The 25,426-nt window shown below is 46.6% G+C and carries 20 protein-coding genes and 1 pseudogene; 8 read left to right on the top strand and 13 right to left on the bottom strand.

The genetic code is table 11. The features are described 5' to 3' along the window. On the top strand, positions 1-909 hold the full coding sequence (locus tag AC2TF5_RS04775) for an ATP-dependent DNA ligase (RefSeq protein WP_491301088.1): 909 nt from the start codon (positions 1-3) through the stop codon (positions 907-909). Positions 910-911: 2 nt separating this feature from the next. After that, a complete protein-coding gene (ligD, locus tag AC2TF5_RS04770; protein WP_491301087.1) occupies positions 912-1,808 on the top strand; it encodes a non-homologous end-joining DNA ligase in 897 nt (298 codons plus the stop codon). Between the two features lie 15 nt (positions 1,809-1,823). Here the strand turns inward: ligD and AC2TF5_RS04765 are convergent, their stop codons facing one another. Beyond that, positions 1,824-2,990 carry an SPL family radical SAM protein gene (locus AC2TF5_RS04765; protein ID WP_491301086.1) on the bottom strand — a complete coding sequence of 389 codons (1,167 nt, stop codon included), beginning with the start codon at positions 2,988-2,990 and terminating at the stop codon, positions 1,824-1,826. 414 nt (positions 2,991-3,404) lie between these two features. On the opposite strand from AC2TF5_RS04765, the gene AC2TF5_RS04760 reads away from it, so the two are divergent. Next, positions 3,405-4,298: a DUF2167 domain-containing protein gene (locus AC2TF5_RS04760; RefSeq protein ID WP_491301085.1), complete on the top strand. Its 894-nt coding sequence runs from the start codon at positions 3,405-3,407 to the stop codon at positions 4,296-4,298. A gap of 275 nt (positions 4,299-4,573) precedes the next feature. Here the strand turns inward: AC2TF5_RS04760 and AC2TF5_RS04755 are convergent, their stop codons facing one another. Both AC2TF5_RS04755 and cls read right to left on the bottom strand, forming a co-directional pair. Next, positions 4,574-5,509 carry a YitT family protein gene (locus AC2TF5_RS04755; protein ID WP_491301084.1) on the bottom strand — a complete coding sequence of 312 codons (936 nt, stop codon included), beginning with the start codon at positions 5,507-5,509 and terminating at the stop codon, positions 4,574-4,576. Between the two features lie 152 nt (positions 5,510-5,661). Continuing rightward, positions 5,662-7,092, bottom strand: a complete 1,431-nt coding sequence (gene cls / locus AC2TF5_RS04750) for a cardiolipin synthase (protein WP_491301083.1) — start codon at positions 7,090-7,092, stop codon at positions 5,662-5,664. A gap of 223 nt (positions 7,093-7,315) precedes the next feature. Between cls and AC2TF5_RS04745 the strand changes: the two genes are divergently transcribed. Together AC2TF5_RS04745 and AC2TF5_RS04740 are read left to right on the top strand one after the other, a co-directional pair. Then, on the top strand, positions 7,316-8,284 hold the full coding sequence (locus AC2TF5_RS04745) for a M23 family metallopeptidase (protein ID WP_491301082.1): 969 nt from the start codon (positions 7,316-7,318) through the stop codon (positions 8,282-8,284). A 22-nt stretch (positions 8,285-8,306) separates the two neighbouring features. After that, positions 8,307-8,726 (top strand): bactofilin family protein, encoded by a 420-nt coding sequence (locus AC2TF5_RS04740; RefSeq protein ID WP_491301081.1) that lies wholly within the window; start codon positions 8,307-8,309, stop codon positions 8,724-8,726. Positions 8,727-8,877: 151 nt separating this feature from the next. Here the strand turns inward: AC2TF5_RS04740 and AC2TF5_RS04735 are convergent, their stop codons facing one another. Together AC2TF5_RS04735 and AC2TF5_RS04730 are read right to left on the bottom strand one after the other, a co-directional pair. Next, entirely contained in the window at positions 8,878-9,648 is a 771-nt protein-coding gene (locus AC2TF5_RS04735) for an ABC transporter permease (RefSeq protein ID WP_491301080.1), read from the bottom strand. Beyond that, positions 9,641-10,552: an ABC transporter ATP-binding protein gene (locus AC2TF5_RS04730; RefSeq protein WP_491301079.1), complete on the bottom strand. Its 912-nt coding sequence runs from the start codon at positions 10,550-10,552 to the stop codon at positions 9,641-9,643. Before AC2TF5_RS04730 ends, AC2TF5_RS04735 begins: the two co-directional genes overlap by 8 nt. Positions 10,553-11,149: 597 nt before the next feature. Here AC2TF5_RS04730 and AC2TF5_RS04725 point away from each other — a divergent pair. Further along, positions 11,150-11,389, top strand: a pseudogene (locus AC2TF5_RS04725) (helix-turn-helix domain-containing protein); the annotation flags it as partial. A 108-nt stretch (positions 11,390-11,497) separates the two neighbouring features. Here AC2TF5_RS04725 and AC2TF5_RS04720 read toward each other — a convergent pair. Both AC2TF5_RS04720 and AC2TF5_RS04715 read right to left on the bottom strand, forming a co-directional pair. Beyond that, positions 11,498-12,433, bottom strand: a complete 936-nt coding sequence (locus tag AC2TF5_RS04720; RefSeq protein WP_491301078.1) for an LCP family glycopolymer transferase — start codon at positions 12,431-12,433, stop codon at positions 11,498-11,500. Positions 12,434-12,593: 160 nt separating this feature from the next. After that, positions 12,594-13,028, bottom strand: coding sequence for a hypothetical protein (locus AC2TF5_RS04715; protein ID WP_491301077.1), 435 nt, complete (start codon positions 13,026-13,028; stop codon positions 12,594-12,596). 218 nt (positions 13,029-13,246) lie between these two features. Here AC2TF5_RS04715 and AC2TF5_RS04710 point away from each other — a divergent pair, with 218 nt between their 5' ends. Further along, the gene (locus tag AC2TF5_RS04710) at positions 13,247-13,615 is read left to right on the top strand and encodes a helix-turn-helix domain-containing protein (RefSeq protein ID WP_208917943.1); all 369 of its coding nucleotides are present in this window, start codon (positions 13,247-13,249) and stop codon (positions 13,613-13,615) included. 97 nt (positions 13,616-13,712) lie between these two features. Here AC2TF5_RS04710 and AC2TF5_RS04705 read toward each other — a convergent pair whose 3' ends face one another. The 4 genes from AC2TF5_RS04705 to AC2TF5_RS04690 form a co-directional block, all read right to left on the bottom strand. Then, on the bottom strand, positions 13,713-13,874 hold the full coding sequence (locus AC2TF5_RS04705) for a hypothetical protein (protein WP_491301076.1): 162 nt from the start codon (positions 13,872-13,874) through the stop codon (positions 13,713-13,715). A gap of 256 nt (positions 13,875-14,130) precedes the next feature. Then, positions 14,131-18,729: a glutamate synthase large subunit gene (gene gltB / locus AC2TF5_RS04700; protein WP_491301075.1), complete on the bottom strand. Its 4,599-nt coding sequence runs from the start codon at positions 18,727-18,729 to the stop codon at positions 14,131-14,133. Positions 18,730-19,070: 341 nt separating this feature from the next. After that, positions 19,071-21,341, bottom strand: a complete 2,271-nt coding sequence (locus AC2TF5_RS04695; protein WP_491301074.1) for a YhgE/Pip family protein — start codon at positions 21,339-21,341, stop codon at positions 19,071-19,073. Positions 21,342-21,616: 275 nt separating this feature from the next. Beyond that, on the bottom strand, positions 21,617-22,198 hold the full coding sequence (locus tag AC2TF5_RS04690; RefSeq protein ID WP_491301073.1) for a TetR/AcrR family transcriptional regulator: 582 nt from the start codon (positions 22,196-22,198) through the stop codon (positions 21,617-21,619). Between the two features lie 303 nt (positions 22,199-22,501). Between AC2TF5_RS04690 and AC2TF5_RS04685 the strand changes: the two genes are divergently transcribed. After that, entirely contained in the window at positions 22,502-23,665 is a 1,164-nt protein-coding gene (locus AC2TF5_RS04685) for an MGDG synthase family glycosyltransferase (RefSeq protein WP_491301072.1), read from the top strand. A 134-nt stretch (positions 23,666-23,799) separates the two neighbouring features. Here AC2TF5_RS04685 and AC2TF5_RS04680 read toward each other — a convergent pair whose 3' ends face one another. Beyond that, positions 23,800-24,483 (bottom strand): metal-dependent hydrolase, encoded by a 684-nt coding sequence (locus AC2TF5_RS04680; RefSeq protein WP_491301071.1) that lies wholly within the window; start codon positions 24,481-24,483, stop codon positions 23,800-23,802. Between the two features lie 44 nt (positions 24,484-24,527). Then, complete coding sequence (locus tag AC2TF5_RS04675) at positions 24,528-25,409, bottom strand: cell wall hydrolase (RefSeq protein WP_491301070.1); 882 nt, start codon at positions 25,407-25,409, stop codon at positions 24,528-24,530. Positions 25,410-25,426 lie beyond the last annotated feature (17 nt).

Here is a 25,426-nt window from a genome sequence, read left to right as displayed (position 1 = left end):
ATGAACGGTTTAAAGGATTATCTTCCTAAAGAGCCCATGGCGCCTATCGTGACGGAAACCATTCCATCAGGAAGCGAGTGGGGATATCAATTGAAATGGGACGGTGTTCGTATCCTGTCACTCCTTAATGGGGGTGAAGTATCACTGGTTTCCCGTAAACTGCTGAACAAGACAGCGCTGTACCCCGAAGTTGCCCGATCCCTATCAGAGCTGAAGGAGCACCGTCTGATTCTGGACGGCGAGGTTGTGTATTTCCATCCAGAGCTTGGCCGTCCGGTCTTCCAAAAAGTTCTGCAGAGGGAGCGCTCGCGTGCCATCAGCACGAACGCTCCCCTGTTTACGTATGTTCTGTTTGACATACTACTTGATGGTGACCGCGACATGCGGCAGTTGCCTTACATTGAACGCCATCAGCGGCTGCAGCAAATTGTCGCCAACAAGCCGGGACTTCTCGTCGCAGATCTGTTCAATGATGGTGAGAGTTTATGGAAGTGGGCTGAGGATCGGGACTGGGAGGGGATTGTGATCAAGCGTCTATCCTCCCCCTATCGTGAGGGAAAGAAACATCAAGACTGGTACAAGAAAAAAATTGCCGTACGATTGAAAACGGAGGCGATTGCGATGATTATCCGGGAAGGGCGTGTCGCCAGTCTCGTCTTGGCAGGCGATGACGGCTCCTACATCGGCAGAGCGTCACTAGGGCTGAACGAACAGACCAAGCGGCAGCTGCTACACTACGCCGGATTACATTCAGGCAGTGCACGCTGGAAGGAATTGCACACCGATTTAAAAAAAGAAACACTCGCTTGGCTCAGCAAACCGTTAACCGTTGAAGTAACGTTTCTGGAGTGGAGCCAGGACGGAATGATGCGTCATCCCAAGCTGCTTGGAATTCAAGGGCTAGGTTAACCATGAAAAAACAGATCAAAGGCACGCTAACCATCGAAGGCCAAGAAATCCAGATTACGAATCCCGACAAACCGCTGTGGCCCGAGGTTGGAATTACGAAGGCGATGTATTTGCAGAAGCTAGCCGCGCTGTCCCCATACTTGCTCCGCTACTGCCGCGGAAGGCTTCTCACAACGATCCGATATCCACACGGGGTGCCTGGTGAGTTCTTCTATCAAAAAAATGCTCCGGAGCCGACCCCTCCATTTGTCAAAACGGCCATACACGAAAATATCAATTATGTTCTGCTAGACGGGCTTCCCGAACTACTGTGGCTTGGCAATCTTGCCGCGCTTGAGTTTCATCCGTCTCTGCATTATGCCGATAGCACACTTCCATGCGAATGGATGATCGATCTCGATCCCTCGCAGCCGGAAGAGCCCAGAATCATGGAAGCCGCAGCTATCGTTGGCAGTGTACTCCGTTCACTTGGTATTTCATCCGTACCGAAGACATCAGGTGCTACGGGCGTGCAGATCATCGTACCGATCCCCGAAGGGATGACATTTGACCAGCTTCGCACTATTGGGCAATTCGTCGCCCAATATGTCACCGAGAAGCATCCGAAGCTGTTCACGATTGAAAGGCTGAAGAAAAATCGCGGCGACAATATCTATTTTGATTACCTTCAACATTACAGTGGAAGAACGCTAGCAGCACCCTATACACCGAGAGCCCGGCCATTGGCTACCGTCTCCACCCCGCTGACCTGGGAAGAGGTGTCTCAGAATGTTTCACTCTCAGACTTTCATCTTCTCAATATCGTGGAGCGGCTTCAAGAGAAAGGTGATTTGCTAGCGTTGCTACCTCCTCAGCCGCTCGAGCCCATACTGCGTCACTTGTCATCCAAACGAAAATAGTTCTACAGAGGATATCTAAAAAGGAAACGACAACTGCTCGATCTCCGGCATCAGCTCCTCTTGCTCTACCGGGCTCGACGGAGCCGGAAGTTTGCCCCTGCGCCTGCCTTCTGTCGGTGTTGGGGCAGCACCTCTTTTATCATTACGTTCTTCACGCAGAAACTCAAAGTCACCTGACTTCTCCAAGCTGGATAAGCTTTGGCCGGATAGCTGATCACCTCCGACCTTTATGGCCGATACCGCCCAAGGTGCCTCGTTCTCAGCAATGGAGCCAAACGGATTGGAAGCCCTGCCCCCATGTCCACTGGACATACCGGTCAGATCATACTTCAGCAGCAATTTTTGTGCCAGCTCTTTAAACGAAGAGACATAGCTATCTTCGGCGTAAGCCGATCCACTATACAACTTGGTGTACAACGAAACGACCTCTGGAAATTGATGTCTTAACGTCTGCATGTACCAGTCCTTCACATCGCGAGACAAACGCAATAAAGAAATCATCGCAAATTCCGCACCTGCCTCCTTAGCAGCATAGAGCAGTTGATTCATCTGCTCTTCACGATCCGTCAGAAACGGCAGCACCGGCGCAACGAAGATCCCTGTCCGAATCCCATGCTGTGATAAACGCTGCACGGTCTCCATTCGTTTAGCCGGATGAGGCGAAGCCGGCTCCAATTTACGAATTATATTATCATCCAATGTATTAATGCTGATATTGACCGAGACTTGATCCATTCGAGTCAAAATATCCAGATCCCGGAGCACAAGCGGCGACCGGGTCGTAATGCTCGTGGATATACGATATTTGGCTAACAGTTTAAGACACTCCCTCGTGATCTCGGTCTTGCTCTCAACAGGTTGATAAGGGTCTGTAGCTGTGCCAATTGTCACTTGACCGATATGTCGGCGGACCGCTTCAATATCGTGTCCGAATTTCCTCGCAATAACGGTCAGCTGTGTCTTCAGTGCCTCAGCAGCATTATTTTTTATGAAAATATGATGCTGAAACTCATCCTGAGCCCCCATTCCAATGAACGATTGAAACGCCCTGGCGTAACAAAAGCTGCAACCATGCGCGCACCCCCGGTAAGGATTGATCGACCAATCAAATGGCATCTTCTCCTCTTTCACCCGATTCAATGTCTGTTTGGCCGTTATTTCTTCATATATCGTTTTGGTCATGAGCTCATCCCTCCTATTTCACCCTCAACAATACCGTATCCCAAGTGTATTAGATTTCATTATAACAAACATACGTTCTTATAAACAACTCAATTTGGATGAAAGAGGATGTCTAGCGTGGGAATTTACGATCATTTTTTACATATATTTCAGGGTATTAACGACTAATAAACGACATTTCCTGCATGAAACTGACAATTTTCTATCATGTAAATGAAACACAAGACAAATTTACCACTCATATTGTCCTATCACAGCCGAAATGCAATGATATAAATTACCCTCTTATACGAGTAAATTAGTATATTTATGAAAAAATCCATCAAATAATCCTGATATAGTACATATTAGGAAGCTGTGATATGATGTTCAAAGTTTTGATTTGACATATTAAGAATATTGGAGGATGTAGTATTGAAACGAATTTTTAGCATTTTGATTGTAATGATGTTAGCACTCCCTACCGTTGCAGGAGCTACCGGAAGTAGTATTACCCCGGTCGAAGGCGGAAATGGAGTTAAGGTGGAGATTGGAACCGTAGGAACGCTTGATCTCGGTGAAGATTTCTTCTATCTGAATAAAGAAGACGTTAAAAAGTTCTCAACAATGCAAGGAAACATCCTGACAGGGGAAGAGGTTGCCGGTATAGGTCCGATCGAAGGTCAAGACTGGTTTGTGTATTTTGACTATGTTGATTCGGGTTATATCAAAAATGCAGAGAAGGAAAAGATCAAGCCAGACAAAATCCTCAAGCAGATTAAAGAGGGTACTGAGGCACAAAACGAAGAAAAGTCCGCCAGCGATCATATTTTTGTTACAGGGTGGGATGTTGAACCATTCTATGACCATAGCACAAAAAACTTAACCTGGTCGCTTATGTTGGAAGATTCCAACAAGGAACCATTTGTAAACTATCAGGTAAAGCTGCTTACCCGGGAAGGCTATCTTAGCATCATACTCGTCAGCGGCACCGAAAACCGCAAAGAAGCGGCAGCAATTTTGTCCAACGAGATTTTGCCTAAATTTTCAGCTGTTCAAGGGCAGCGTTATGAGGATTTCGATAAGTCCACCGATAAGGTTGCCGAGATGGGCTTAACCGGATTGATTCTCGGAGGTGCAGGTTTGGCTGTGGCCAAGAAGGTTGGCCTGCTGCTTCTGCTCAAAAAGTTCTGGTACATCATCGTTGCTGTCATTGTCGGAGTATTCAATTGGATACGTAAGAAGACACGCCGCAGCAAGGACGAAACTCAAGAGACTTCTTCTACAACGCAGGAAACGCAAGGTACTGATCAGCCACCAGTTTCATAATCTCATTCAACAACAAACCGCTCCGGTATTCCGGAGCGGTTTGTTTATTATACCCGTACTATAGATTGAACTAAAGATATCAAAGAGCTTCAACGGAGAAGGCGGAATTATTTTGGAGAAGCGTAGCGTTCGCCCGAAAGCTTTCCTTCGGAAAGCTCGCTTCGGAAGCATAAGCTGTCCCCGGATTTCAACGTTATATAAATACATAAAAGAAATCTGGGGGCAACAGCGATCGGAAGAATAATCCGCATTCGTAGTGATGCTCAAACAGAGATTTAGTGAATATCTTTCTTCTTGAAACGGCCGCCCTTCACATCGTGAATGTTACCAACCGCAAGAAACGCTTGGGAGTCCCAGTCTTCAACGATGGATTTCAGCTTCGCTTCCTCAAGCCGGGTAATGACTACAAAAATAACCTTCTTGCTGTCACCGGTATAAGCACCTTCCCCATCCAGATAAGTTACACCGCGACCCAGACGCTGAGTGAGCGCATCGCCAATTTCCTTATACTTCTCGCTTATAATCCATACCGATTTAGATTGATCAACACCTTCGATCGTAATATCAATCAATTTGAAAGCCAAGTAATACGCAATGAGAGAGTACATCGCATGATCCCAACCAAAGATGAAGCCTGCACTGCCGAGAATAAAGAAGTTAATGAACATGACGACTTCACCGACGGAGAACGGTGATTTTTTGTTAATCAGGATAGCTACGATCTCTGTGCCGTCAAGCGACCCGCCCGAGCGGATAACCAAACCAACGCCGACCCCGAGTATAACGCCACCAAAAACAGCAGCCAGAAGCGGATCAATGGTAAGCGGGGACACCGGATGAAGAAGGTAAGTCCCTACCGACATAACCAAAACGGCGAAAAGTGTGGACAACGCAAACGTTTTGCCGATTTGCTTATACCCCATAAATAAGAAAGGAAGATTGAAGAGTGTGAGGAAAACGCCAAGTGGTATCTGGGTGATATGCGAAACCATAATCGAGATTCCGGTAATACCACCGTCAATGATCCGATTCGGCACGAGAAATATCTCCAGACCGATAGCCATCAATGTTGCTCCAAGTGTCAAAAATATAAACCGGCGAAGAAGTCTTGCTTGGAGTGATCTCGAGGTTGGTTTTTTCGGCTGTTGCGTTGGTTGCATTTGCGGCTGAGACTGCGGCGGTTGCGTTAGAACATTTAATTCACTGGACATAAAATTCCCCCGATCATTTTGCAATAAAGCCAAGTGTATATTTATAAGCTTTATTTTATAAGTTTATTTTAACATAAAATGAAAGGGCGATATATGGAATTTAAATAGATCGTAACGCTTTATCATCCATTTTTTACTGTTTTAAACATCGTTTATAGCAGTGGAGACAGCATCCTGCATAATATTTCAGAAAACTTCTGTAGTCTGCCCCGTTCGTGGAACTTCTGTACATCGATTAAACCGCTGTTGAGCAGATCCTCCTTAAAGTCGGAGACTAAGCGGTTAATCGCTTCCTTATCGAAGAGGACGGCTGTCAGCTCGAAATTACAGAAAAAGCTCCGCATATCCATATTTGCCGTGCCAACAGAACCAATTAAATTATCAACGATCAGTACCTTTGCATGAATAAACCCTTTTTTGTATTCGTAAAATTTTACCCCTGCCGTCAGCAGATCCTCCACGTAAGACAGTGAAGCCAGCTTAACAAGACGGGAATCCGCCTTGTCCGGAATAATAATGCGCACATCCACACCGCTGACCGCCGCCGTCTTGATTGCCTCATATAATCCTTCGTCCGGAATAAAGTACGGTGTCGTAATCCAAATCCGTTCCTTGGCTACCGAGATGGAGCCGAAGCACATTTCCTGAATCGCGTTCCAAGTCATATCAGGTCCGCTGCTCAAAATCTGTACCTGTTCTTCACCCGTACAGTGGTGCTTGGGAAACAAACTCAGATCTACAATCTTCTCCCCTGCAGCAAGCTTCCAGTCCTGAAGAAAAACGTTCTGCAAAAAATAAACCGCATCCCCCTCCACTTCCAGATGTGTATCTCGCCAGTAGCCCATTTCCGGATATTTCCCTAAATAATCATCACCGACATTAATACCGCCGAGAAAGCCGACGGTTCCGTCAACAACTACGATTTTCCGATGGTTCCGGTAATTGATTCTACGATCTAACACCGAAATCATCGCTGGAAGGAAAAAATGAACCTCCACCCCCGACTCTTTAAACCGGCGTACAAATGAATTTTTTAGCTTGTAGCTGCCCAGTCCGTCGCAAATAAGGCGTACCTTGACGCCTTCCTTAGCTTTACGGGTCATCACATCCTGAAATTTCGACCCGATCGTGTCATTACGAAAAATATAAAACTCAACGTGGATATGATCTTTCGCCTTTTCCATGGCCTGTAGCATAGCCGCATATGTTTCCTCCCCATCGGTCAGAACCTTGCTTCGGTTACACCCCGTGATCGGACTTTCCGAGAGATGGTTCAGCAAATTGAAAAGGCGGAGATTATGATGGAATTCGTCATTATGCATGTCTGATGCTTGCTGGACCACGGCTGCTTTTTTCCACAACTGCTCCTTGATCTCCTGAAACAGACGCGTTCCCCGGTTACGAATCTTCAGACGATGCTGATAGTCTTGAGCCATGAAAAAATAGAGCCCAAAGCCGACCAGTGGTAAACAAAATAAAATAAACAACCACGCCACGGTCTTGGACGGATTTCTGAATTCCAGCAGCAGCACCGCAGCCATTTGGCATATGAATGCGATAAGTGCAAGCAGAAGCCACAGCATACCGGCAGCCCCCTAACTTGAAAAAATATGATAACTACATCATTGACCATTCAATTATGTATTTATTCAATACATACCCAATCAGCAACAAGAATGAACACTACCACCATCTTCTAATATTTTTGACATGTTTCTCGCAAAAGTAGAATACATAGAGAATAAGGATCCGTCCAACTCTTTATCGTTACCTTTGCTACTCACAGAAATAATGAAAGGGGATGCCATGAAGAACAAGCGCCGGAAACAACGTATGACCTTGCTGGTGCTCCGGGATGCCCAGCACTCGGTCAAACAGGTTCATTTGTCCAAGCCATTGATGATCGCTGTACCCGCCGCTGCAATCCTTTCTATATCCAGTCTGATTGTTTCCATGCAAATCAACTCTGCGCGTACGATTTCGGAGCTGGAACAGCAACTTACACTTAAAAGCCTGGAATCGCTCAGAATGGAAGTTACCGTTACCAACAAAGAAGAAGCGATTGAGCGACTGAATAAAGCGATTATCCAGCTCTCTAGTGAAGCAGAACAGACCAAGACACAGATGAAACGGGTAAAGGAACTGGAGCTTGAGCTGCAGCAGTTTATCCAAAAACACGGCTCCGCTGGAGAGGAGACGTCCTCTCTGTCTCTGGACAGCGGAAATGTCGGAGGAGAGTATATTGCCGTTCATGAGAACGAAATGCTCAATTTGGCTGAAGAAACGAAAGATGATTTTGAGGCCATTCAGGACCTGATCAAGACGATGGAGAGCCATATTCCCAAGACGCTGGATCAGGCCGTTGAGACTCAAAGTAAACGTGAAGGAAATCCAACGCAGTGGCCCACGCTCTCCAAGCGCCTTACCTCCAGTTTCGGTTATCGACACGACCCGTTTAACGGACGGTCCGCCTATCATGCCGGAATTGATATCGCAGGGGAGCGAGGTGATCCGGTATTTGCCGCCGGTTCAGGCACTGTAACTACCGCGGAACGAAGCGGTGTACGTGGATTGTACATCGTTGTTCGTCATCCGAACGGGCTCGAGACGTGGTATATGCACCTCGACAGTCTAGATGTTCAGGCCGGAGATCAGGTTAAGCAAGGCGAACGTATTGGCAAGCTTGGGAACACAGGACGCAGTACCGGTCCGCATCTTCACTTTCAGGTCGTCAAGAACAACCAGACCGTAAACCCGCTCCCGTACGTTCAATAAAAGTAATAAGGAGGTTTTTGGTGTGAAAAAGTCTAAAAGGAATAAGTTTTCATCTGCGGGCACTAGCACACTCATCAGTCAGGGCAGCCATATTGAGGGCGCTCTGAATTGCGACGCAGATCTGAGGATCGATGGGAAATTTAATGGCACCATTGAAAGCCAGGGTAATGTGACCATCGGTGAGAGCGCAGTTGCACGCTCCAACATTTCAGCCAAAGAAGTGATCATAGCGGGTAAGGTGTACGGTGATATCGCAGCCGAAGGTAAGCTGACCATCACCCCGACCGGACAAATGCATGGTGATGTCATTGCTTCATCTCTTATTATTATGGAGGGCGGCGTTCTTAATGGGGCGAGTCACATGGAGAGTCCGGCGGCCGACAGTGAGCCTGGCAAGTCTGCTCTTGAGACGATACCCATGCAAAGACCCGAAGCAGGGTAACGAAATATCAGTCCACTCTCCTCACGGTCTACCGGGGCCCTGCCAGGTCATTCACGGTACCATACACATTCAACCTAAAGAGCCCCTTCGACAGCAAATCTGCCGAAGGAGCTCTTTTTATCTTACCGGAATAGTAAGGACCTCAAAAATATCAAGCGGCAACATCTCTTTTGGAGAAAGCCCACCAAGATATAATCGCAAATATCAAACAATACCCGACTAACACAGCAATAGAGAATCCGATCCCGACCCCGCCGGGCCCAACGGACGAATGAATGTAATCACTGAGATCAATATGGAGAAACAAAATATATTTCGCCCACTCATATTTTTCGGGATTAAACAGTAAGCCGAACAAATCCTTCGTAAACAACATGAGCATCGATAATCCAATCGCAAGACTGCTAGAACGAAAAGCCGTGGAAATCATGAAAGCGATAAGCGCTATAACAAACAGCTCGATGTAATCGGTCAGTAGCAGGAGCAATGAAGCTTCCATACCTCCTTCCGAACTCAAGGAGATCGCTGACTGACCGGAGAATAACAACGCTGACGACAACATGCCAACAACCGCCACGATAATCGTCCCAAGCAGAGAGAATAGAATCATAGCCAGAAATTTGGACATTAAGATCTTTCCCCGGCTCCAAGGGCGAATTAACAGGAGCTTGATCGTTCCCCACGTAAACTCCCCCGCCACAATATCTGCGGCGATAACTACTGTAAATATCGTGTTCAGCATAAAGGTAAAACTCTCAGTCCACGTAAAGGATGTCCATAGATCCATTGGTGCTCCGGTTAAGTACATGAGAACGGGCATGAGCACATTAAAAGCGGCCAGAATCCCGAGCATCACCCATGTGCGGACTCGGCTGTATATCTTCATATTCTCATTGGCGATAAGCTTAAAAAAATCAGTCATGGCTTTCACTTCCCGTCATCTCCAAAAATTGATCCTCAAGCGATGTGGTGACTGGCTGTATTCCATACACCTGAACACCGCCACGCACGAAATCTGCATTAATCTCAGCGATCGTATTGCGGTCCCCACGGATAATAACCCGATTTCCTTGCACTCTGTGCTGAAAGGATGCTAGCAGCTGAACAGCTCGCGGAACATCGCTTACTTCGAAGGCTGTTTCCTCGAATGCCCGTTCTCCTTCTGAAGTACGCAGCTGCCGTATATCGATCAGCTTGCCGTTTTGAATGACGCCAACTGTGTCACACATGAGTTCCATTTCGGAGAGCAGGTGACTGGAAACGAATACCGTTGTTCCCTCTTCACGACTTAATTTACGCAAATAGTCACGAAGCTCCCTGATTCCCTGCGGGTCAAGTCCATTGGTTGGCTCGTCTAGTATGAGCAGCTTCGGCCGATGCAGCAGTGCTTGTGCTACACCTAATCTTTGCCGCATACCGAGGGAATAGGTTTTCACTTTATCGTGGATCCGGTCCGTAAGTCCGACCAGCTCAACCACCTCGTGAATACGCTGTTCTGAAATGCCGGGCATCATCCGTGCATAATGGACCAAATTTTTATAACCTGTCAAAAACTTATACATTTCCGGATTCTCAACAATTGCACCGATCTGGGAAGAGGCCTTTTCATAATTCTCACGGATACTATGCCCCCCGATGAGAATATCCCCTTTCGTAATCGACATCAAACCGACTATCATCCGGATCGTCGTTGTCTTCCCCGCACCATTCGGCCCCAAAAAGCCAAATACCTGACCTGCGGGAATATCCAGAGTAAGATCCTGGACCAATGCCTTGGATGCGATTATTTTCGTCACACCCATCAGCCTTACCAGCGGTTCCTGCATATGTTATTTACTCCTTTGCAACTGTCATGCCTATACCATAGCTTCAATTTAATCCCGTTTATAGTAACATACTTTCCTTCTTGAGTGGTGCCATTAGCGATGACTGAAGTGGAGGTATCCTTGAGCAGTCCTGACAGAGCCCCATAGGGATATCATATTTGAAAAAACCGGTTCGAAACAAATTTCCACCTTCCGCAAGAGACACAACTCGACAACAACGGACACAGTACATTCTCAATTCATTCATGCCTAACAACATCCTCTCCCATGGAGATACCTGATGGTGATACAGAACGTATCTATAATTGGAATGTATATAATATTGAAAAGTTTGTCAACAAAAAATAGATATTTTCTCATAATTTACTGGTTCTACTGTATCATACTAACACCAGATAGCACCCACATATTGACGTAATGTGAGAGCCTTTGTCGAAGTGCTTATGCGCAGCAGGATACATTTTGTATTATTTCGAAAATAGGATACAAGCTGTATTGACGAAAACGTTAATTTGCGATACATTTTGTATCATGTGAAGCATTAATTATGTTACTTCTTGAGATTTAACAATGATTTAAGGGAGGTGGAGATGAACGTTGTACGGACATCGAATCGCAGAACTGCGTGAGAACAATGGGTGGACTCAAGAAGAACTTTCAGAGGCGATTGGCATTAGCCGGGCATCATTATCACATTATGAGAAAAATCGCAGAAAACCGAATTTAGAAACCTTGACACGGCTCGCCGATAAATTCCACGTCTCCATTGACTACATTATCGGAAGAAGGAATCCGCCCCAGTCCAGATCCGTAAAGAAGGCTTTGGAACTAAAAGACTAATTAATCATTTGTCTTCCAGACTCACTCTAAAACAAAGTACCCCCTTTGCGATGCTAAAGGGGGTACTTTTGCGTGAATCCAAATAGGTAAATACACATAGGAGTATTACTGCATATGAGCTTTTAACAAGGTATTCATCCTGTTTCTTTCCTCATCATTGACCATATAGTACCAAATCCCATTAATCTTTTCTCCGTAACCTTTAACTTCAACCTGCTCAATCTTATCCAACTCATTGTGATAATCCTTCATGAATATTTTCATCTCTTCAAACGAAATATTGGTCTTTACACTTTCGCCTACTTCATTAAGGATATTTTGCAGCTTAAAAACCGTCGAGATCTTTAAAGATTTGTTGATTAGCTCTCTCATTATTTCTCTCTGTCGCACGTTACGTCCCAAATCTCCTCTGGGATCATCGTATCTCATACGTGAAAAGGCAAGAGCTTCTTCCCCGTTCAAGGTTATTTCCCCTTTTGCAAAATGATAACCTTCATAGTCAAATTGTAATGTATTCATAACATCAACTCCCCCCAAGGAATCGATGATTCGTGAAAATCCTTCCATATCGACTTTAATGTAATAATTTATTGGAAAATTCAAAAAATCCTCTACGGTGCGAATTGACATATCGACGCCGCCAAAAGCATATGCATGATTTATTTTGTCAGTTGTTCCATGACCTACGATAGTTGTACGGGTATCTCGCGGAATATTGAACATCAATATGGATTTCTTGGCCGGGCTCACTGCGAGTAATATCATAGCATCTGAACGTCCTCGATCATTGGGTCTTTGGTCGACTCCAAGAACAAGAACGGTAAATGGGTCAAGTCTATCAGGATTCACCGGTTCCCTTGCTTGAACCTGGGCCTTAACCTCAGCCGTGGCATTAACAGGAAGAGAAGGTGAGGGGTCCCTTTCTTCATAAATATGATCAGCCGTTGCCTTAACCAATTGATACATATATACACCGTACCCTGCAACAAGTATTAGAAGGAATGCTAGCAGCCAGACAGTATATTTCAACTTTTTGGACATCCAATTATCCTCCTGCAGTTCATGAACGCCTCTAATCCTCTAAATCCGGCATTCTTTCAACTGTCCATTTACAGTACAATATGTATCTCCCCGCATGGATATAAGGTAAAAGAACTAATGACCAAGCAACGTAAATATAGTAAAATGTTTGTAACCAAAATTATTGAATCATCGTATTCATCAGTCGACGGGACAGGTTGTCGTTTAATCCTGTTCCGATCTTATTGTAGAGAACAATCGGTGATTCACAGATGTAATGGCACATCATCCGGTTTAACATACCCGTGAGCCGAAGTTTCTCATTCTCGGAGGCCTGCAGTCTGGCTGTATACAGACTGTATTCTTTCCATAGCTCTTTCGTCAAGGAGCCTCCAGTAACCCGTAGGAGGTCATAGGAATCATCCAATTCATAGCAAAACTTTAGGTTCGGGGACAAAGGAATATCCCACGAACACAGGAAAAGAAGTTTTTCCGGGCTCAATTCAAGCGGAATCACCTGATGGCTTCGACCATGGATGTTTAACCTTCCGATAGCCGTAACAGATATCCCAACATTTATGGATCTCTGTCCATTATTTGACATGTAAATATTCATTTTACTCCTTCTTTTCCGTGATTTTCTGGTATGAGACATCTAGCTCATGGATAAAATGATACTAATCGTCACGCCGTGATACATATCGTATCGGTTTTCTTCTCCAATATTACGATACAATGTGTATCTCGTCAATATGAAATACGTTCGGATGAACCTTCTAATTTATCCATACGCTTCTATAGAGCATTCCCAAGCAATCTGAGGAGGACCCATACATGAATTACGGAAATCGAATAGCAGAATTACGAGAAAAGCGGGGCTGGACCCAGGAAGAATTAGCAACTACGGTGGGGATAACTCGTGCAGCATTATCTCACTATGAAAAAAACCGTCGCAAGCCTGATTTTGAAACACTCACCCGTCTTGCTGACCGTTTCGATGTTACCATCGACTATTTGATTGGACGGACTAAGCTAGAGAAAATGAACATGGACCCCGACGTCCGTGAATTTGTCGACGACTTAGAATTGTCTGATCACGATCTGCTGGAGCGCTTTAATCTGACCGTAGATGGGCGGAAGCTGACGGAAGAAGAAGCCAAGCGTTTTATAGCTTTTGTAAGAATGGAACGTATGATGAAATAAATATAATAAGAAGTTACAGAAAAACCCCCGGTAAGCTGATCACATACAGCCAGCCGGGGATTTTATCCTCAACTCCCAGATCGGGAATGATGAACATTCATAGTCTTTCTTTCTCTCTTTGAAACTGCAGCCATTTGTCGGGATGGATTCCCATTTGGTTCAGGAGCTTGTAGATGTCTAAGTCTGTCTTTGTATGCTGCACCTGCCCTTCTCTCTGCCCTTCCCTCTGCCCTGATCCGGCCTCTTTCTCTACATTCATCAATGTCCAACCTCACTTCTCATCTACTTTTGGCTCTCCATCCCTAATGTATTCTACTTCGTTGAATAATTTTTTTACTTACTTATCGATATTATACCTGACCCACGCCTATAGTACTGTCGTACGTTGGAACCATTGTCCTACCGTTTGGTTCTATTTTTGTCGAATACTAAAAAAACACGATGCGTTCTAAACAGATCGCATCGTGTTTCCTTGTAAAACGAGTTTGATAATTGGGTCTTTTAAATCAGATCAACTAGTTGCCGCCTGCGCGGGCCAACTCACGCATATTTGCTTCAAAGGCAGCAAGCAGCGCAGCTTCCCCCGTCAGCCCCTGTTCCTGAACTTTTTCGATCTGCAGCATCATCCGTTTGAAATCTTTCGGAATGACACGAACGAATTGTTGGAGCGCCTGGTCCCAGTCATCCACAATATTCTGTGCCAGACTGCTGTCCGTATAGATGGAATGGCGCTGGATCATACCGAATATAGCGGAAGCTTCTTTCGGGTCTTCCACGCGTTCCAGAAGGACCATCTCCAAATTACAGAGATTAACCAACATTCCCTTCGGATCATACACATAGGCAATTCCGCCCGACATTCCGGCTGCAAAGTTACGTCCTGTATCTCCAAGAACGACAACCCGTCCGCCTGTCATGTATTCACAGCCGTGGTCACCCACGCCCTCTACTACGATATGGGCGCCCGAGTTACGAACTGCAAAACGTTCACCTGCGATGCCACGCACATAGGCTTCTCCACCCGTTGCTCCGTAAAATGCGGTGTTACCAGCGATGATATTTTCCTCGGCTACGAAGGTCGCCTTTGGTGATGGTTTGACAATGATCTTGCCCCCGGAAAGTCCCTTTCCGATGTAATCATTGCTGTCCCCCTCCACGGTAAGCGTCATTCCTTTAGGTATAAACGCACCAAAGCTCTGTCCTGCCGAACCGTCAAAGGTGAACTGAATCGTATCCTCCGGCAGTCCGGCTGCTCCGTATTTACGTGTAACTTCACTACCTAGGATCGTACCTACCGCGCGATCCACATTCGTAATCGGGAATCGGCCTTGAACCGTAGCCCCTGATTCCAGCGCAGGAGCCGCACTGTCCATCAGGAAGCGCAGATCGAGCGTTTCCTCTAGACCGTGATTCTGACGTTTGGTGCGGAATCTGGAGCTGCCTTCCGGAAGCTCTGGAGAATACAGAAGAGCGGAAATGTCGATTCCTTTCTTCTTCCAGTGATCATCCGCCTTCACCGCGTCCAGACAATCGGTACGGCCCACCATCTCCTCAATCGTACGGAAACCGAGTGAAGCCATAAGCTCGCGTACATCTTGGGCAATAAAGGTCATAAAATTGACGACATGCGCCGGATCTCCGGTGAAGTTCTTCCGAAGCTCCGGATTTTGAGTTGCTACGCCAACCGGACAGGTGTCCATCTGGCACACACGCATCATAATACAACCGATCGCAACAAGCGGAGCTGTGGAGAAACCGTACTCCTCGGCACCCAGCATGGCAGCGACGATCAGGTCACGGCCACTCAGCATCTTTCCATCAGTCTCCAGCACGACACGGTCACGCAGGTTGTTCAGAATTAGCGTCTGATGAGTTTCAGCAAGTCCAAGCTCCCACGGCATGCCTGCATGGCGGATAGAACCTTGTGGAGATGCACCTGTTCCTCCGTCGTAGCCGCTCACCAAAATGATGTCTGCGCGTCCCTTAGCCACACCAGCCGCAATCGTACCGACTCCGACCTCAGACACGAGCTTGACGTTAATATCCGCACGCGGATTCGCATTTTTCAAATCATAGATCAGCTCTGCCAAATCCTCAATGGAGTAAATATCATGATGCGGAGGAGGCGAGATGAGTCCCACACCCGGTGTAGAGCCGCGGACTTCAGCTACCCAAGGGTATACCTTACGTCCAGGCAGCTGTCCGCCTTCACCCGGTTTAGCCCCCTGAGCCATTTTGATCTGGATCTCATCGGCATTCACCAAATAATTCGATGTTACGCCGAACCGGCCCGAAGCAACCTGCTTGATAGCGCTGCGACGCGAATCCCCATTGGCATCCTTAACGAATCGGTCTGGGTCTTCACCGCCCTCGCCCGTGTTACTCTTGCCTCCGATCCGGTTCATCGCAATCGCGAGACTTTCGTGAGCTTCCTTACTGATGGAGCCGAATGACATTGCCCCGGTTTTGAAACGGCGTAAAATATTCTCGATCGGCTCTACTTCCTCCAGCGGAACAGGCTCGCCAGCCGGTTTGATCTTAAGCAGCGCACGCAGGGTTAAGTGCTGTTCACTCTCACCTTGTACAAGCTTGGCGTACTTCTTATACAATTCATAGTCATTCGTGCGGACTGCCTGCTGAAGCAGATGAATCGTTCTCGGGTTAAACAAATGTTCTTCCCCGCCACTTCTCCACTGATATTCACCAGCTGAATCAAGCACCTTGTCATTGCCATCCTTATCGGTAAATGCACGCTCATGATGAGCCAGTGTCTCGGCAGCAACTTCATCCAATCCTATACCGCCGATCCGGGATGGTGTCCACGTAAAGTAGCTGTCTACAAACTCTGATTTGAGCCCCACAGCTTCAAAGATCTGTGCGCCACGGTATGATTGGATCGTGGAGATCCCCATCTTGGATAATACTTTTACCACGCCTTTACTTGCCGCTTTGATAAAATTCTTAACAGCCTTTTCATGGGAAATGCCACGCAGCATTTTCTCTTGAATCATATCGTCCAGTGTTTCAAATGCCAGATAAGGATTCACCGCACTAACACCATAACCGAGCAGGAGCGCAAAATGATGCACTTCACGAGGCTCGCCGGATTCCAGCAAGATACTAACCTTCGTCCGCGTGCCCTGACGGATAAGATGGTGATGAAGCGTTGATACAGCAAGCAGCGATGGAATCGCCGCATTTTCCTTATCTACGCCGCGGTCAGACAGGATCAGAATGTTATGCCCTTTAGCGATTACCCGGTCTGCCGCCTCGCACAATCCCGTCAAAGCTTGACGGAGCCCCTCGGCACCATCAGCTGCTGTAAAGAAAATAGGGATGGTCATGGACTTAAAGCCCGGACGATGCACATGGCGGATTTTTGCAAAATCCTCATTGGAGAGCACCGGGGAATCCAACCGGATATGACGGCAACTCTCAGGCTCAGGATTCAGTAGGTTCCGCTCAGGTCCTATCGTCGTAGCCGTCGATGTGATCAGTTCCTCGCGGATGGCATCGATCGGTGGATTCGTCACTTGAGCAAACATTTGCTTGAAATAATTAAACAGACGCTGCGGGCGATCCGATAGCACGGCAAGCGGAGCATCGTATCCCATGGAAGCGATCGCCTCGGCTCCCGTCAGAGCCATAGGCTCAATCACTTTACGCAGCTCTTCGAATGTGTAGCCAAATGACTGCTGCAGCTGACGCACATTTTCATGTTTCGGATTCGGCAGCTCCTTCGCTTCCGGAAGATCGTCCAAATTCACGAGATGCTCATCCAGCCAATTCCGGTAAGGCAGTTCCGCAGCAATACTCGCCTTGACCTCTTCGTCGGATATAATTCGCCCTTCCTTCGTGTCGACCAGCAGCATCCGTCCAGGACGAAGACGGTCTTTATACAGCACATTTTCCGCAGGGATATCGACTACACCCGCCTCAGAAGACAGAACAATCAAATCGTCCTTGGTGACATAGTAACGTGACGGACGAAGTCCATTGCGGTCCAATGTAGCACCGATCTGAATACCGTCAGTAAATGCCATCGCCGCCGGTCCGTCCCACGGTTCCATCAGCGTGCTGTGATATTCATAGAATGATTTTTTCGTTTCGTTCATGCTTTCGTGGTTGTTCCATGGTTCCGGCACCATCATCATCGCAACATGCGGCAGAGAGCGTCCGCTCAAGTACAGAAACTCAAACGTATTATCAAACATGCCCGTATCGGATCCGTCGGGATTGATGACCGGTTTGACTTTGTCCAGATCACTTCCGAACAGCTTATTCTCAAAGAGTGACTGACGGGCATGCATCCAGTTCACATTTCCGCGCAGGGTATTGATTTCACCATTATGAATCATGAAGCGGTACGGATGGGCACGTTCCCAGCTAGGGAATGTGTTCGTGCTGAAACGGGAGTGGACGAGCGCAATGGCCGATTCAACGCGTGAATCTTGCATATCCACAAAAAACTGTCCGACCTGGATGGTCGTCAACATGCCTTTGTATACAATTTTTCGGCAAGAAAGACTGGATACATAAAAAGTATCCCCTTCAGGCACATCACTGTAACGAATAGCAAGTTCAGCTCTTCTGCGGATCACATAAAGCTTCCGTTCGAAGCTGAGATCATCCTGAATATCCTCACTGCGTCCAATAAATACTTGGCGAACATAAGGCTTTGCTGCCTTTGCGGATTTACCCAACATTTCATCGTTCGTCGGCACGTCACGGAAGCCCAGCAGAGTCTGGCCTTCCTCTGCAATAATCGCTGCAAGCTGCTCCTCGTGATTAGCCCGTACGCTTGGATCATGAGACAAGAACAGCATCCCTGCTCCGTATTTGCCCTGCTCCGGCAGCGCAAATCCAAGGCGCTGAGCCTCTGCGACAAAAAAAGCATGCGGGATTTGCATCATAATTCCTGCGCCGTCACCCGAGTTCGGTTCGCTTCCTTGACCGCCGCGGTGCTCCATGTTGCCGAGCATCGTGAGTGCCTGACTTACGATATCATGGGATGGTCTTCCTTTAATATGAGCAACAAAACCCATTCCGCAGGCATCTTTCTCAAACTGCGGATCATAGAGTCCCTGTTTCTGGGGGAAATCGGTATGTTTCATAATATGCAACCTTTCTGTTACAAAAGTAATACTGCACTTTATCAGCTCAGTATGAAGGGCATGTAGGCTGTTTAGCCATCCGGTTGGGGGGGAATATGCAGAATTATGCAATTTTGTGCAAAAACAAATGGAGGACGATTAATGAATAACACGATAAGTTAGATTAGTGTTATTATTTTATCACCCCCTGTAATATCAGCGCAATTCAAACTTTTTATAAATACGATAAGATTTGTTTTTGTGATTTCACTCACAAAAAAAGGAATATATCCATGTATTTTAATGCAAAAAAAAGAACAAAAAAGACATTCCGAATCACTCGGAATGTCTTTTTAGTAATGTTATGCAGTAGCCGGAGCTTGAGTTTCCGACTTCACTTTTTTCAAATGACGGTTCGTTAAGAAATAAACGGCCGTCAAGACCAGGAATACACCACCGAAGATTCCCAACACTCCGGCGCTTCCCCACATATGCCCTGTATCTCCTGTCGATATAACAGCTTTAAATCCATCTACACTGTATGTCATCGGCAGCAGCGGGTTCAGAACCTTCATCCAGTCTGGAATTAATTCAAGAGGGAAGGTTCCTGCACTCGTCGTAAGTTGGAAAATGAGAATGACGATGACAACGAACCGTCCAGGCATATCAAGCCAGGTAACGAAGGCTTGAACGAGGAACATGTAAGACAAACTTGTAATGATAGCAAACAGATAGAACAGTGGTACATTTTGAACTTCCAGATTCAATCCGTACAGAACAAGTACGACAGCTAGCAGCGCCTGTATAATACCCATACCTGCAAATGACAGTGTACGGCTGATGAACCGGTTCATTCTGGTCGCATCTGCCACGGATGTTTCATAGATTGGCATAACGATTGACGAAATCAATGCTCCGACAAACAACCCAAGGGACAGGAAGTATGGAGAAAATCCCGTACCGTAGTTAGGTACTTCACTTACTTTATGCTCATCTACTTTTACTGGTTCTGCAAACATATTGACGGTTTCATCCGTTGTTTTCACTTCTCCGGTCTTGTCGGCTGCTTCATTCAGCTTGTCTGCAAGCTCTCCGGTACCTTCTTTCAGTGTACCCATACCATTTAGCAGTTCACCAGCACCAGCATCAAGCTGCTTAGAGCCGTCTGCCAGAGTAGTAACGCCGCTGCCCAGTTTGCCAGCACCTCCTGCAAGCTGCTCCGTACCTTTGTTCAGAGCAGACGCACCGCTTGCAAGCTCTTTGCTGCCCGCAGCCGCTTCTCCCAGCTTCGTGCCAAACAGCTTCATCCCATCAGACAACTTGCCTTGACCTGCGTTCAACTGCTTTACGCCTTCGAGAAGCTGCTGATTGCCTGCAGCCAGCTGCTTGCCACCCTGTGACAGCTGCTCTGCTCCTGCGCTGAGCTTGCCTGCGCCTGCACTGAGCTCGGTTGTTCCCTGTTGAAGCTGTGATGCTCCTGCAGCCAACTGCTTCTGCCCTGCATTCAGCTCAGCACTTCCCGCAGCCACTGCCTGGCTCGTTGCGAGCAACTTCTGAACCTCAGGAATAGCTGCGAGTTCAGGGTTGATCTCGGTCAGCATCTTGAGACCTTCAGCTACACCTTTAGAACCCTGCTCAATAGCAGCTGTTCCCTCTAGTGATTTCTTCAGTCCGGCTTCCAGCTGACTGCTGCCTTCAACCGTACGATCAGCACCTGCTTTCAGTGCTGCAACGCCACTCTGGTTAGCCTGCAAACCTTCGGACAGCGTATTACTTCCTGCCGCAGACGATTCAATTCCCGCCTGAAGCTTCGCTCCACCCTGGTGGGCATCTTTGGCTCCTGTTTCCAGCTGCTTATGCCCGGATTGCAGCTGAACTAAACCGGAGGACAAAGTTCCTGCACCTGAGTTCAGTGCACCAGCCCCTTCGTTTAACTCCTCAACGCCCTTCGTCAGAGGCTCGATTCCTGCTACCAGCTCTTCTGTGCCGTCGACCATTTTGGCTAGGTTCTCTTTAAGCTTCAATGTTCCTTCATCCAGCTCCTGAGCACCATCGGAAATTTTTGTAGCTCCGTCTCCAGCTTCCACAAGACCATCGGACACTTTTTCCACTTGCTCAAATAGTGTCTCCGTATAGGCTTCAGTTACTTTAGCGGATACCTTCGATTGAATTTCCTTTACTGCACTGCCGCCGATCTGGCCTGCCAAAAAGTTATAGCCCTCATTCGGTTCAAACAGTAATTTTGCAGGCTCCGGATGGTCATCCATTAGCGTTGTTGCCTGCTGTGAGAAATTGTCGGGGATCGTAATCGTCATATAATACTTATTGCTGCGCATCCCCTCTTCGGCTTCCCCACGATTTACGAACTCCCACTGAAAATCGTTGCCTTTCTTCAGTTCATCAACCAAATCCTTGCCTACCTCAAGCGTCTTCCCTTCATATACCGCACCCTGATCGTTATTGACCACAGCTACAGGCAGTTCATTCATTTTACCGTACGGATCCCAAAAGGCTCCGAGGAACATGCCGCTGTACATGACCGGGATGAACAAAACGGCGATAATCGGGATCAGAATTTTCGGATTCCGTGCCGCACTAGCAAGATCTTTAAAAAACACTGATAATGATTTCATCCAGTCTCTCTCCTTTTTTTATAGATACAGCAGCTTTGTGCCGACATCATTGTCCTCAAGGGACTCTTTTTATAGTATTGTTCTCTCCACCAATACCGATTGACCATTTACCCCATTCGGTCAGTTTGACCGAAAAAAAAACGCCTTGAAACACCGTCTGCCGTATAGCAGAATAAATTTCCTTACCATTCATAGAGAAAAGAAAATTTGTGTCGCATTTTCTTAGTCCCAGCATTCTCGTCTCTATGTACTGACGACTATTTAGCAGATTTGGCTCAGCCCGGAGACCTTAATCCTTCTGCCAAAAAAAGCAGCATGTACTCCTTGATTTGCTCTTTTGGAAGCGGTTCTCGCAGATTGTTGAAATCCGCCGTCAGTGCTGCATAGAGCCTCAACATTACAAAAGATACCACTTGGGGATCACAGGGCTTGATCTCTCCGTTTCGGATGGAGTTCTCCACCACACCCCGTAAATAATCCACAATCACGTTCTCCACCTTAGTCAAGCTGTCATTTGCCTTCGGTGTACCAAATTCCCGCTGTTCCTGTGATAGCTTGATAAACAGCGCGTGCTCATCCCGGAACTCGAGCAAAGCATCCAGTACACAGTACAAATTATCAAAGAAATCTCTGTCCTCACGCATTGTTCGTTCAGCTATGCGCTTCATTTCCAATATTGCCCCATGCAGGATCTCATCAAACAACTCTTCCTTATTCGTGAAAAACGTATAAATGGTTCCTTTACCTACGTTCGCAATCTTCGCCACCTGATCCATCGTCGTCGCCTTATACCCAAATAACGCAAACGATTTTGCGGCAGCTTCCAGCACCTGCTTACGACGATCAACCGCTGACAAGCTAACCCCTCCTTGATTCTCGTATTCCTACGAACTGACCGAAAAACATTTTCGGTCATCCGGTCAAAAACCACTTTATCAGAATCCTTTCTGTAATGCAATACTTTTTATGAAAAAAAATGAAATTTTTCATTTTTTCATTGCAGGGGTACTGAAAAGTTTTTGCGTCTAATAAATAGATGAAAGAATGAAATGCTTTGCGAATTTGTGCGTATATTACTTTACATGTATTTTTTTTAACGCCGCTCTTCAAAAAATGATTCCTATTTTGTAAGATAGAGGGAGAAAGAAGAAGGTGAAATTATGCGAAAAATTAGAGTGCTCCTGTTTTCGGAGGGATTCGGCACAGGTCATACACAAGCGGCGTACGCTTTAGCTGAAGGGCTAAAACGGAAAAATCCCAACATACAGTGCCGCGTCATTGAGCTCGGTAATTTTCTGAATCCAACCGTAGGTCCGCTAATCTTATCGGCGTACCGTAAAACAGTCAGCGTACGTCCGCGGCTTGTGGGCTTGCTCTATCGTTCCCAATATAAAAAATCTTTAAACCGGCTTACACGTCTCGCCCTGCATCGTATTTTTTACGCGCAGGCCGCACAGGTTATTAACCAGTTAAAGCCCGACGTAATCATCTGTACACATCCATTTCCGAACGCAGTCGTTTCCCGGTTAAAGCGCCAGGGACTCAACGTTCCACTGTATACACTCATAACTGATTACGATGCCCACGGTACTTGGGTCAATTCTGAAGTAGATGAATATCTTGTCTCCACTCCGCAGGTCAAGGAATTGTTGATCCAACGTGAAATATCGCCGGAGTACATACATGTAACCGGTATTCCTGTTCATCCAAAATTTTGGGATCAGGTGAACAAGGAACAGCTGCGGGCTGAACTGAAACTCAGCAACATGCCTACGGTTCTGATTATGGGCGGTGGCTGGGGTCTGGTGTTTAGTAAAGACTTGCTTCGCAAGCTTGCATCCAGAGCGAATGACATTCAGCTTGTGTTCTGTATGGGGCAAAACGAAAAATTGATATGCAGCATGCGCGAAAATCCACTATTCCGGCATCCGAACATTCATGTGCTGGGCTATCGTAAGGATATTCATAAGCTGATGGACGTTTCGGATCTCCTCATTACGAAGCCCGGCGGGATGACATGCACAGAAGGGGCCGCTAAAGCGATCCCTATGCTCTTCTACGAGCCCATTCCCGGACAGGAGGAAGAGAACTGCCTTTTCTTCGTAAACGAAGGCTTTGGGGAAGTCTTGGACTCTCCTGAAGTTGTAGACAAATGGCTCGACCTTCTGTCCCAGCGCTATGATACCGTTGTGGATTACCGCCGCGAATTACTTCGCCGCAGATTGCCTTACTTAGATCCGGACAACTGTGCGGTTCAAGTACTCGGTATGCTGTCTCATGTTGAGGAAGATGATTATTCTGACATTGTTCATCCTGTTGGCTGATTCGAACTAGTGCAGACACACTTCTCATTCATATACAACTAGCAAAAGGACTGTTCCGGCGGTAGATTAGCCTACCCATCAGAACAGTCCTTTTTTCTAGTTGTCGAAATATTGTTTCTATTATATATTAAAAATCAAATATTTATACTGTCTCCCGGCTTAAGTGGATAACCCTCTATGCCCGTTTGCCGGAGCCGATCACAGAACAACACAGGGTCCTGCTCAATTTGCGGGAACGTATTGTAATGGACTGGTATCACCTTCTTGGTACGGATCCATTGAGCAGCTAGTAAAGCATCATCAGGGCCCATCGTGAACGCATCGCCGATCGGCAGTGCCGCACACTCGATATTGTTCATTTCCCCAATGAGGCGCATGTCTCCAAACAGACTCGTGTCCCCGGCATGATAAAATGTCTTATCACCGATCGTCAGGAGAACACCAGCTGGCTGTCCGGCATAAATCCAAGTATCCCCTACAGAGATGGATGAAGAATGAAAAGCCTGCGTAAATTTCACCTTAAATCCGTTGAATGCAAAGCTTCCGCCAATGTTCATTCCGTGGGATTTTACACCTTGATTAGCACAATATCCTGCCAGCTCAAAAACAGCAATGATCGGACAATCGTTTCTCTTGGCGATCCCGATACTGTCACCAAAATGATCGGCGTGACCATGGGTAAGAACGACAGCATCTACCTGAATGTCGTCAGGCGATATCCCCGAATTAGCATTACCAGAAAGAAACGGATCGATAATGATACGTATTCCGTCTTCCTCCACCAACATGCACGAATGGCCATAATACGTAATTTTCATAGATCAAAACACACCTCCTGACTATAGTTTACCCAAATCAGGGGTCACTTGTAAAAGGAGTGGTTCCCAATCTTCTTCGCAAATGTTCTTGAATGATGCACCGTAAGATCCTGAGCAAGCTTTAAAGACAAAAAGAAATAAGTGTCATCGCTCACTGCTTTATGACCATGCAGCGCAGCAGTAACAGCTTTGATCGTTTCTTTGCTCGGATTGACACGATTAATACGCCCGTTTCCTACCGGACTAAATTGATATTTTTGATAAATAACTTTCTTAATGGTATCGGGAAAATTGGCTGACCGCAGCCGGTTTAAGACAACATTGGCAACTGCCACTTTGCCTTCGTACGGTTCGCCTTCCGCTTCTGCCATAACAATCTTCTGGAGCAGAAGCAGCTCTTCAGCCGACAAAGCATATTCCCAGGTCGCTTTCTCTTTTTCGTCCTGTGTTAATGTCTTTGTTCTCGTGAAGAATAAAGTTTTGGGGGGTTGTTGGCTCTTGGCCTGTGAATTTGCAGCAATTGTCCCCTCTTGTTTCTTAGGCTTGGTCTGGTTTGCAGGCTCTGACTTCGCCGCAGCCTTGGACTTACTCTTAGAAGTTCGGTTTGCGGTATCAATGGTGAACTTATTTCCCTTCAGCCTTGATTCCGGAAAGGACAATATTACGTCTTCTTTCGCTTTCCACTTCTGGAATTGATTTGAAGCATAAAAAGCTGGCAGTACCCTATCACCTTTTTCAGATAAAATTCGACCTGTCATATTCAATTCGGTCTCGGGGATCACCACAGCCGTGTCCTTTTGCGTTTTTTTCTCCCCTTGGCTTGCGTTTGTCTGCATCCCCAGCAGACTTATTAAAGACAAACTCACAAAAAGGGCTCCGACCAGCAGAGCCACCCAGCGGTTTTGCCGTAACATTTTGATACCCATAATTACCCTCCCATACA

The organism is Paenibacillus sp. JNUCC 34, from assembly GCF_058269055.1.
This window is presented reverse-complemented; position numbering and strand designations above follow the sequence as displayed.

What these genes read in the sequence shown, in the direction of transcription:
- AC2TF5_RS04775 (WP_491301088.1), top strand. Translation starts at nt 1, where the DNA reads ATGAACGGTTTAAAGGATTATCTTCCTAAAGAGCCCATGGCGCCTATC.
- ligD (WP_491301087.1), top strand. Translation starts at nt 912, where the DNA reads ATGAAAAAACAGATCAAAGGCACGCTAACCATCGAAGGCCAAGAAATC.
- AC2TF5_RS04765 (WP_491301086.1), bottom strand. Translation starts at nt 2,990, where the DNA reads ATGACCAAAACGATATATGAAGAAATAACGGCCAAACAGACATTGAAT.
- AC2TF5_RS04755 (WP_491301084.1), bottom strand. Translation starts at nt 5,509, where the DNA reads ATGTCCAGTGAATTAAATGTTCTAACGCAACCGCCGCAGTCTCAGCCG.
- cls (WP_491301083.1), bottom strand. Translation starts at nt 7,092, where the DNA reads ATGCTGTGGCTTCTGCTTGCACTTATCGCATTCATATGCCAAATGGCT.
- AC2TF5_RS04745 (WP_491301082.1), top strand. Translation starts at nt 7,316, where the DNA reads ATGAAGAACAAGCGCCGGAAACAACGTATGACCTTGCTGGTGCTCCGG.
- AC2TF5_RS04735 (WP_491301080.1), bottom strand. Translation starts at nt 9,648, where the DNA reads ATGACTGATTTTTTTAAGCTTATCGCCAATGAGAATATGAAGATATAC.
- AC2TF5_RS04730 (WP_491301079.1), bottom strand. Translation starts at nt 10,552, where the DNA reads ATGCAGGAACCGCTGGTAAGGCTGATGGGTGTGACGAAAATAATCGCA.
- AC2TF5_RS04720 (WP_491301078.1), bottom strand. Translation starts at nt 12,433, where the DNA reads ATGTCCAAAAAGTTGAAATATACTGTCTGGCTGCTAGCATTCCTTCTA.
- AC2TF5_RS04715 (WP_491301077.1), bottom strand. Translation starts at nt 13,028, where the DNA reads ATGAATATTTACATGTCAAATAATGGACAGAGATCCATAAATGTTGGG.
- AC2TF5_RS04710 (WP_208917943.1), top strand. Translation starts at nt 13,247, where the DNA reads ATGAATTACGGAAATCGAATAGCAGAATTACGAGAAAAGCGGGGCTGG.
- AC2TF5_RS04705 (WP_491301076.1), bottom strand. Translation starts at nt 13,874, where the DNA reads ATGAATGTAGAGAAAGAGGCCGGATCAGGGCAGAGGGAAGGGCAGAGA.
- gltB (WP_491301075.1), bottom strand. Translation starts at nt 18,729, where the DNA reads ATGAAACATACCGATTTCCCCCAGAAACAGGGACTCTATGATCCGCAG.
- AC2TF5_RS04695 (WP_491301074.1), bottom strand. Translation starts at nt 21,341, where the DNA reads ATGAAATCATTATCAGTGTTTTTTAAAGATCTTGCTAGTGCGGCACGG.
- AC2TF5_RS04685 (WP_491301072.1), top strand. Translation starts at nt 22,502, where the DNA reads ATGCGAAAAATTAGAGTGCTCCTGTTTTCGGAGGGATTCGGCACAGGT.
- AC2TF5_RS04680 (WP_491301071.1), bottom strand. Translation starts at nt 24,483, where the DNA reads ATGAAAATTACGTATTATGGCCATTCGTGCATGTTGGTGGAGGAAGAC.
- AC2TF5_RS04675 (WP_491301070.1), bottom strand. Translation starts at nt 25,409, where the DNA reads ATGGGTATCAAAATGTTACGGCAAAACCGCTGGGTGGCTCTGCTGGTC.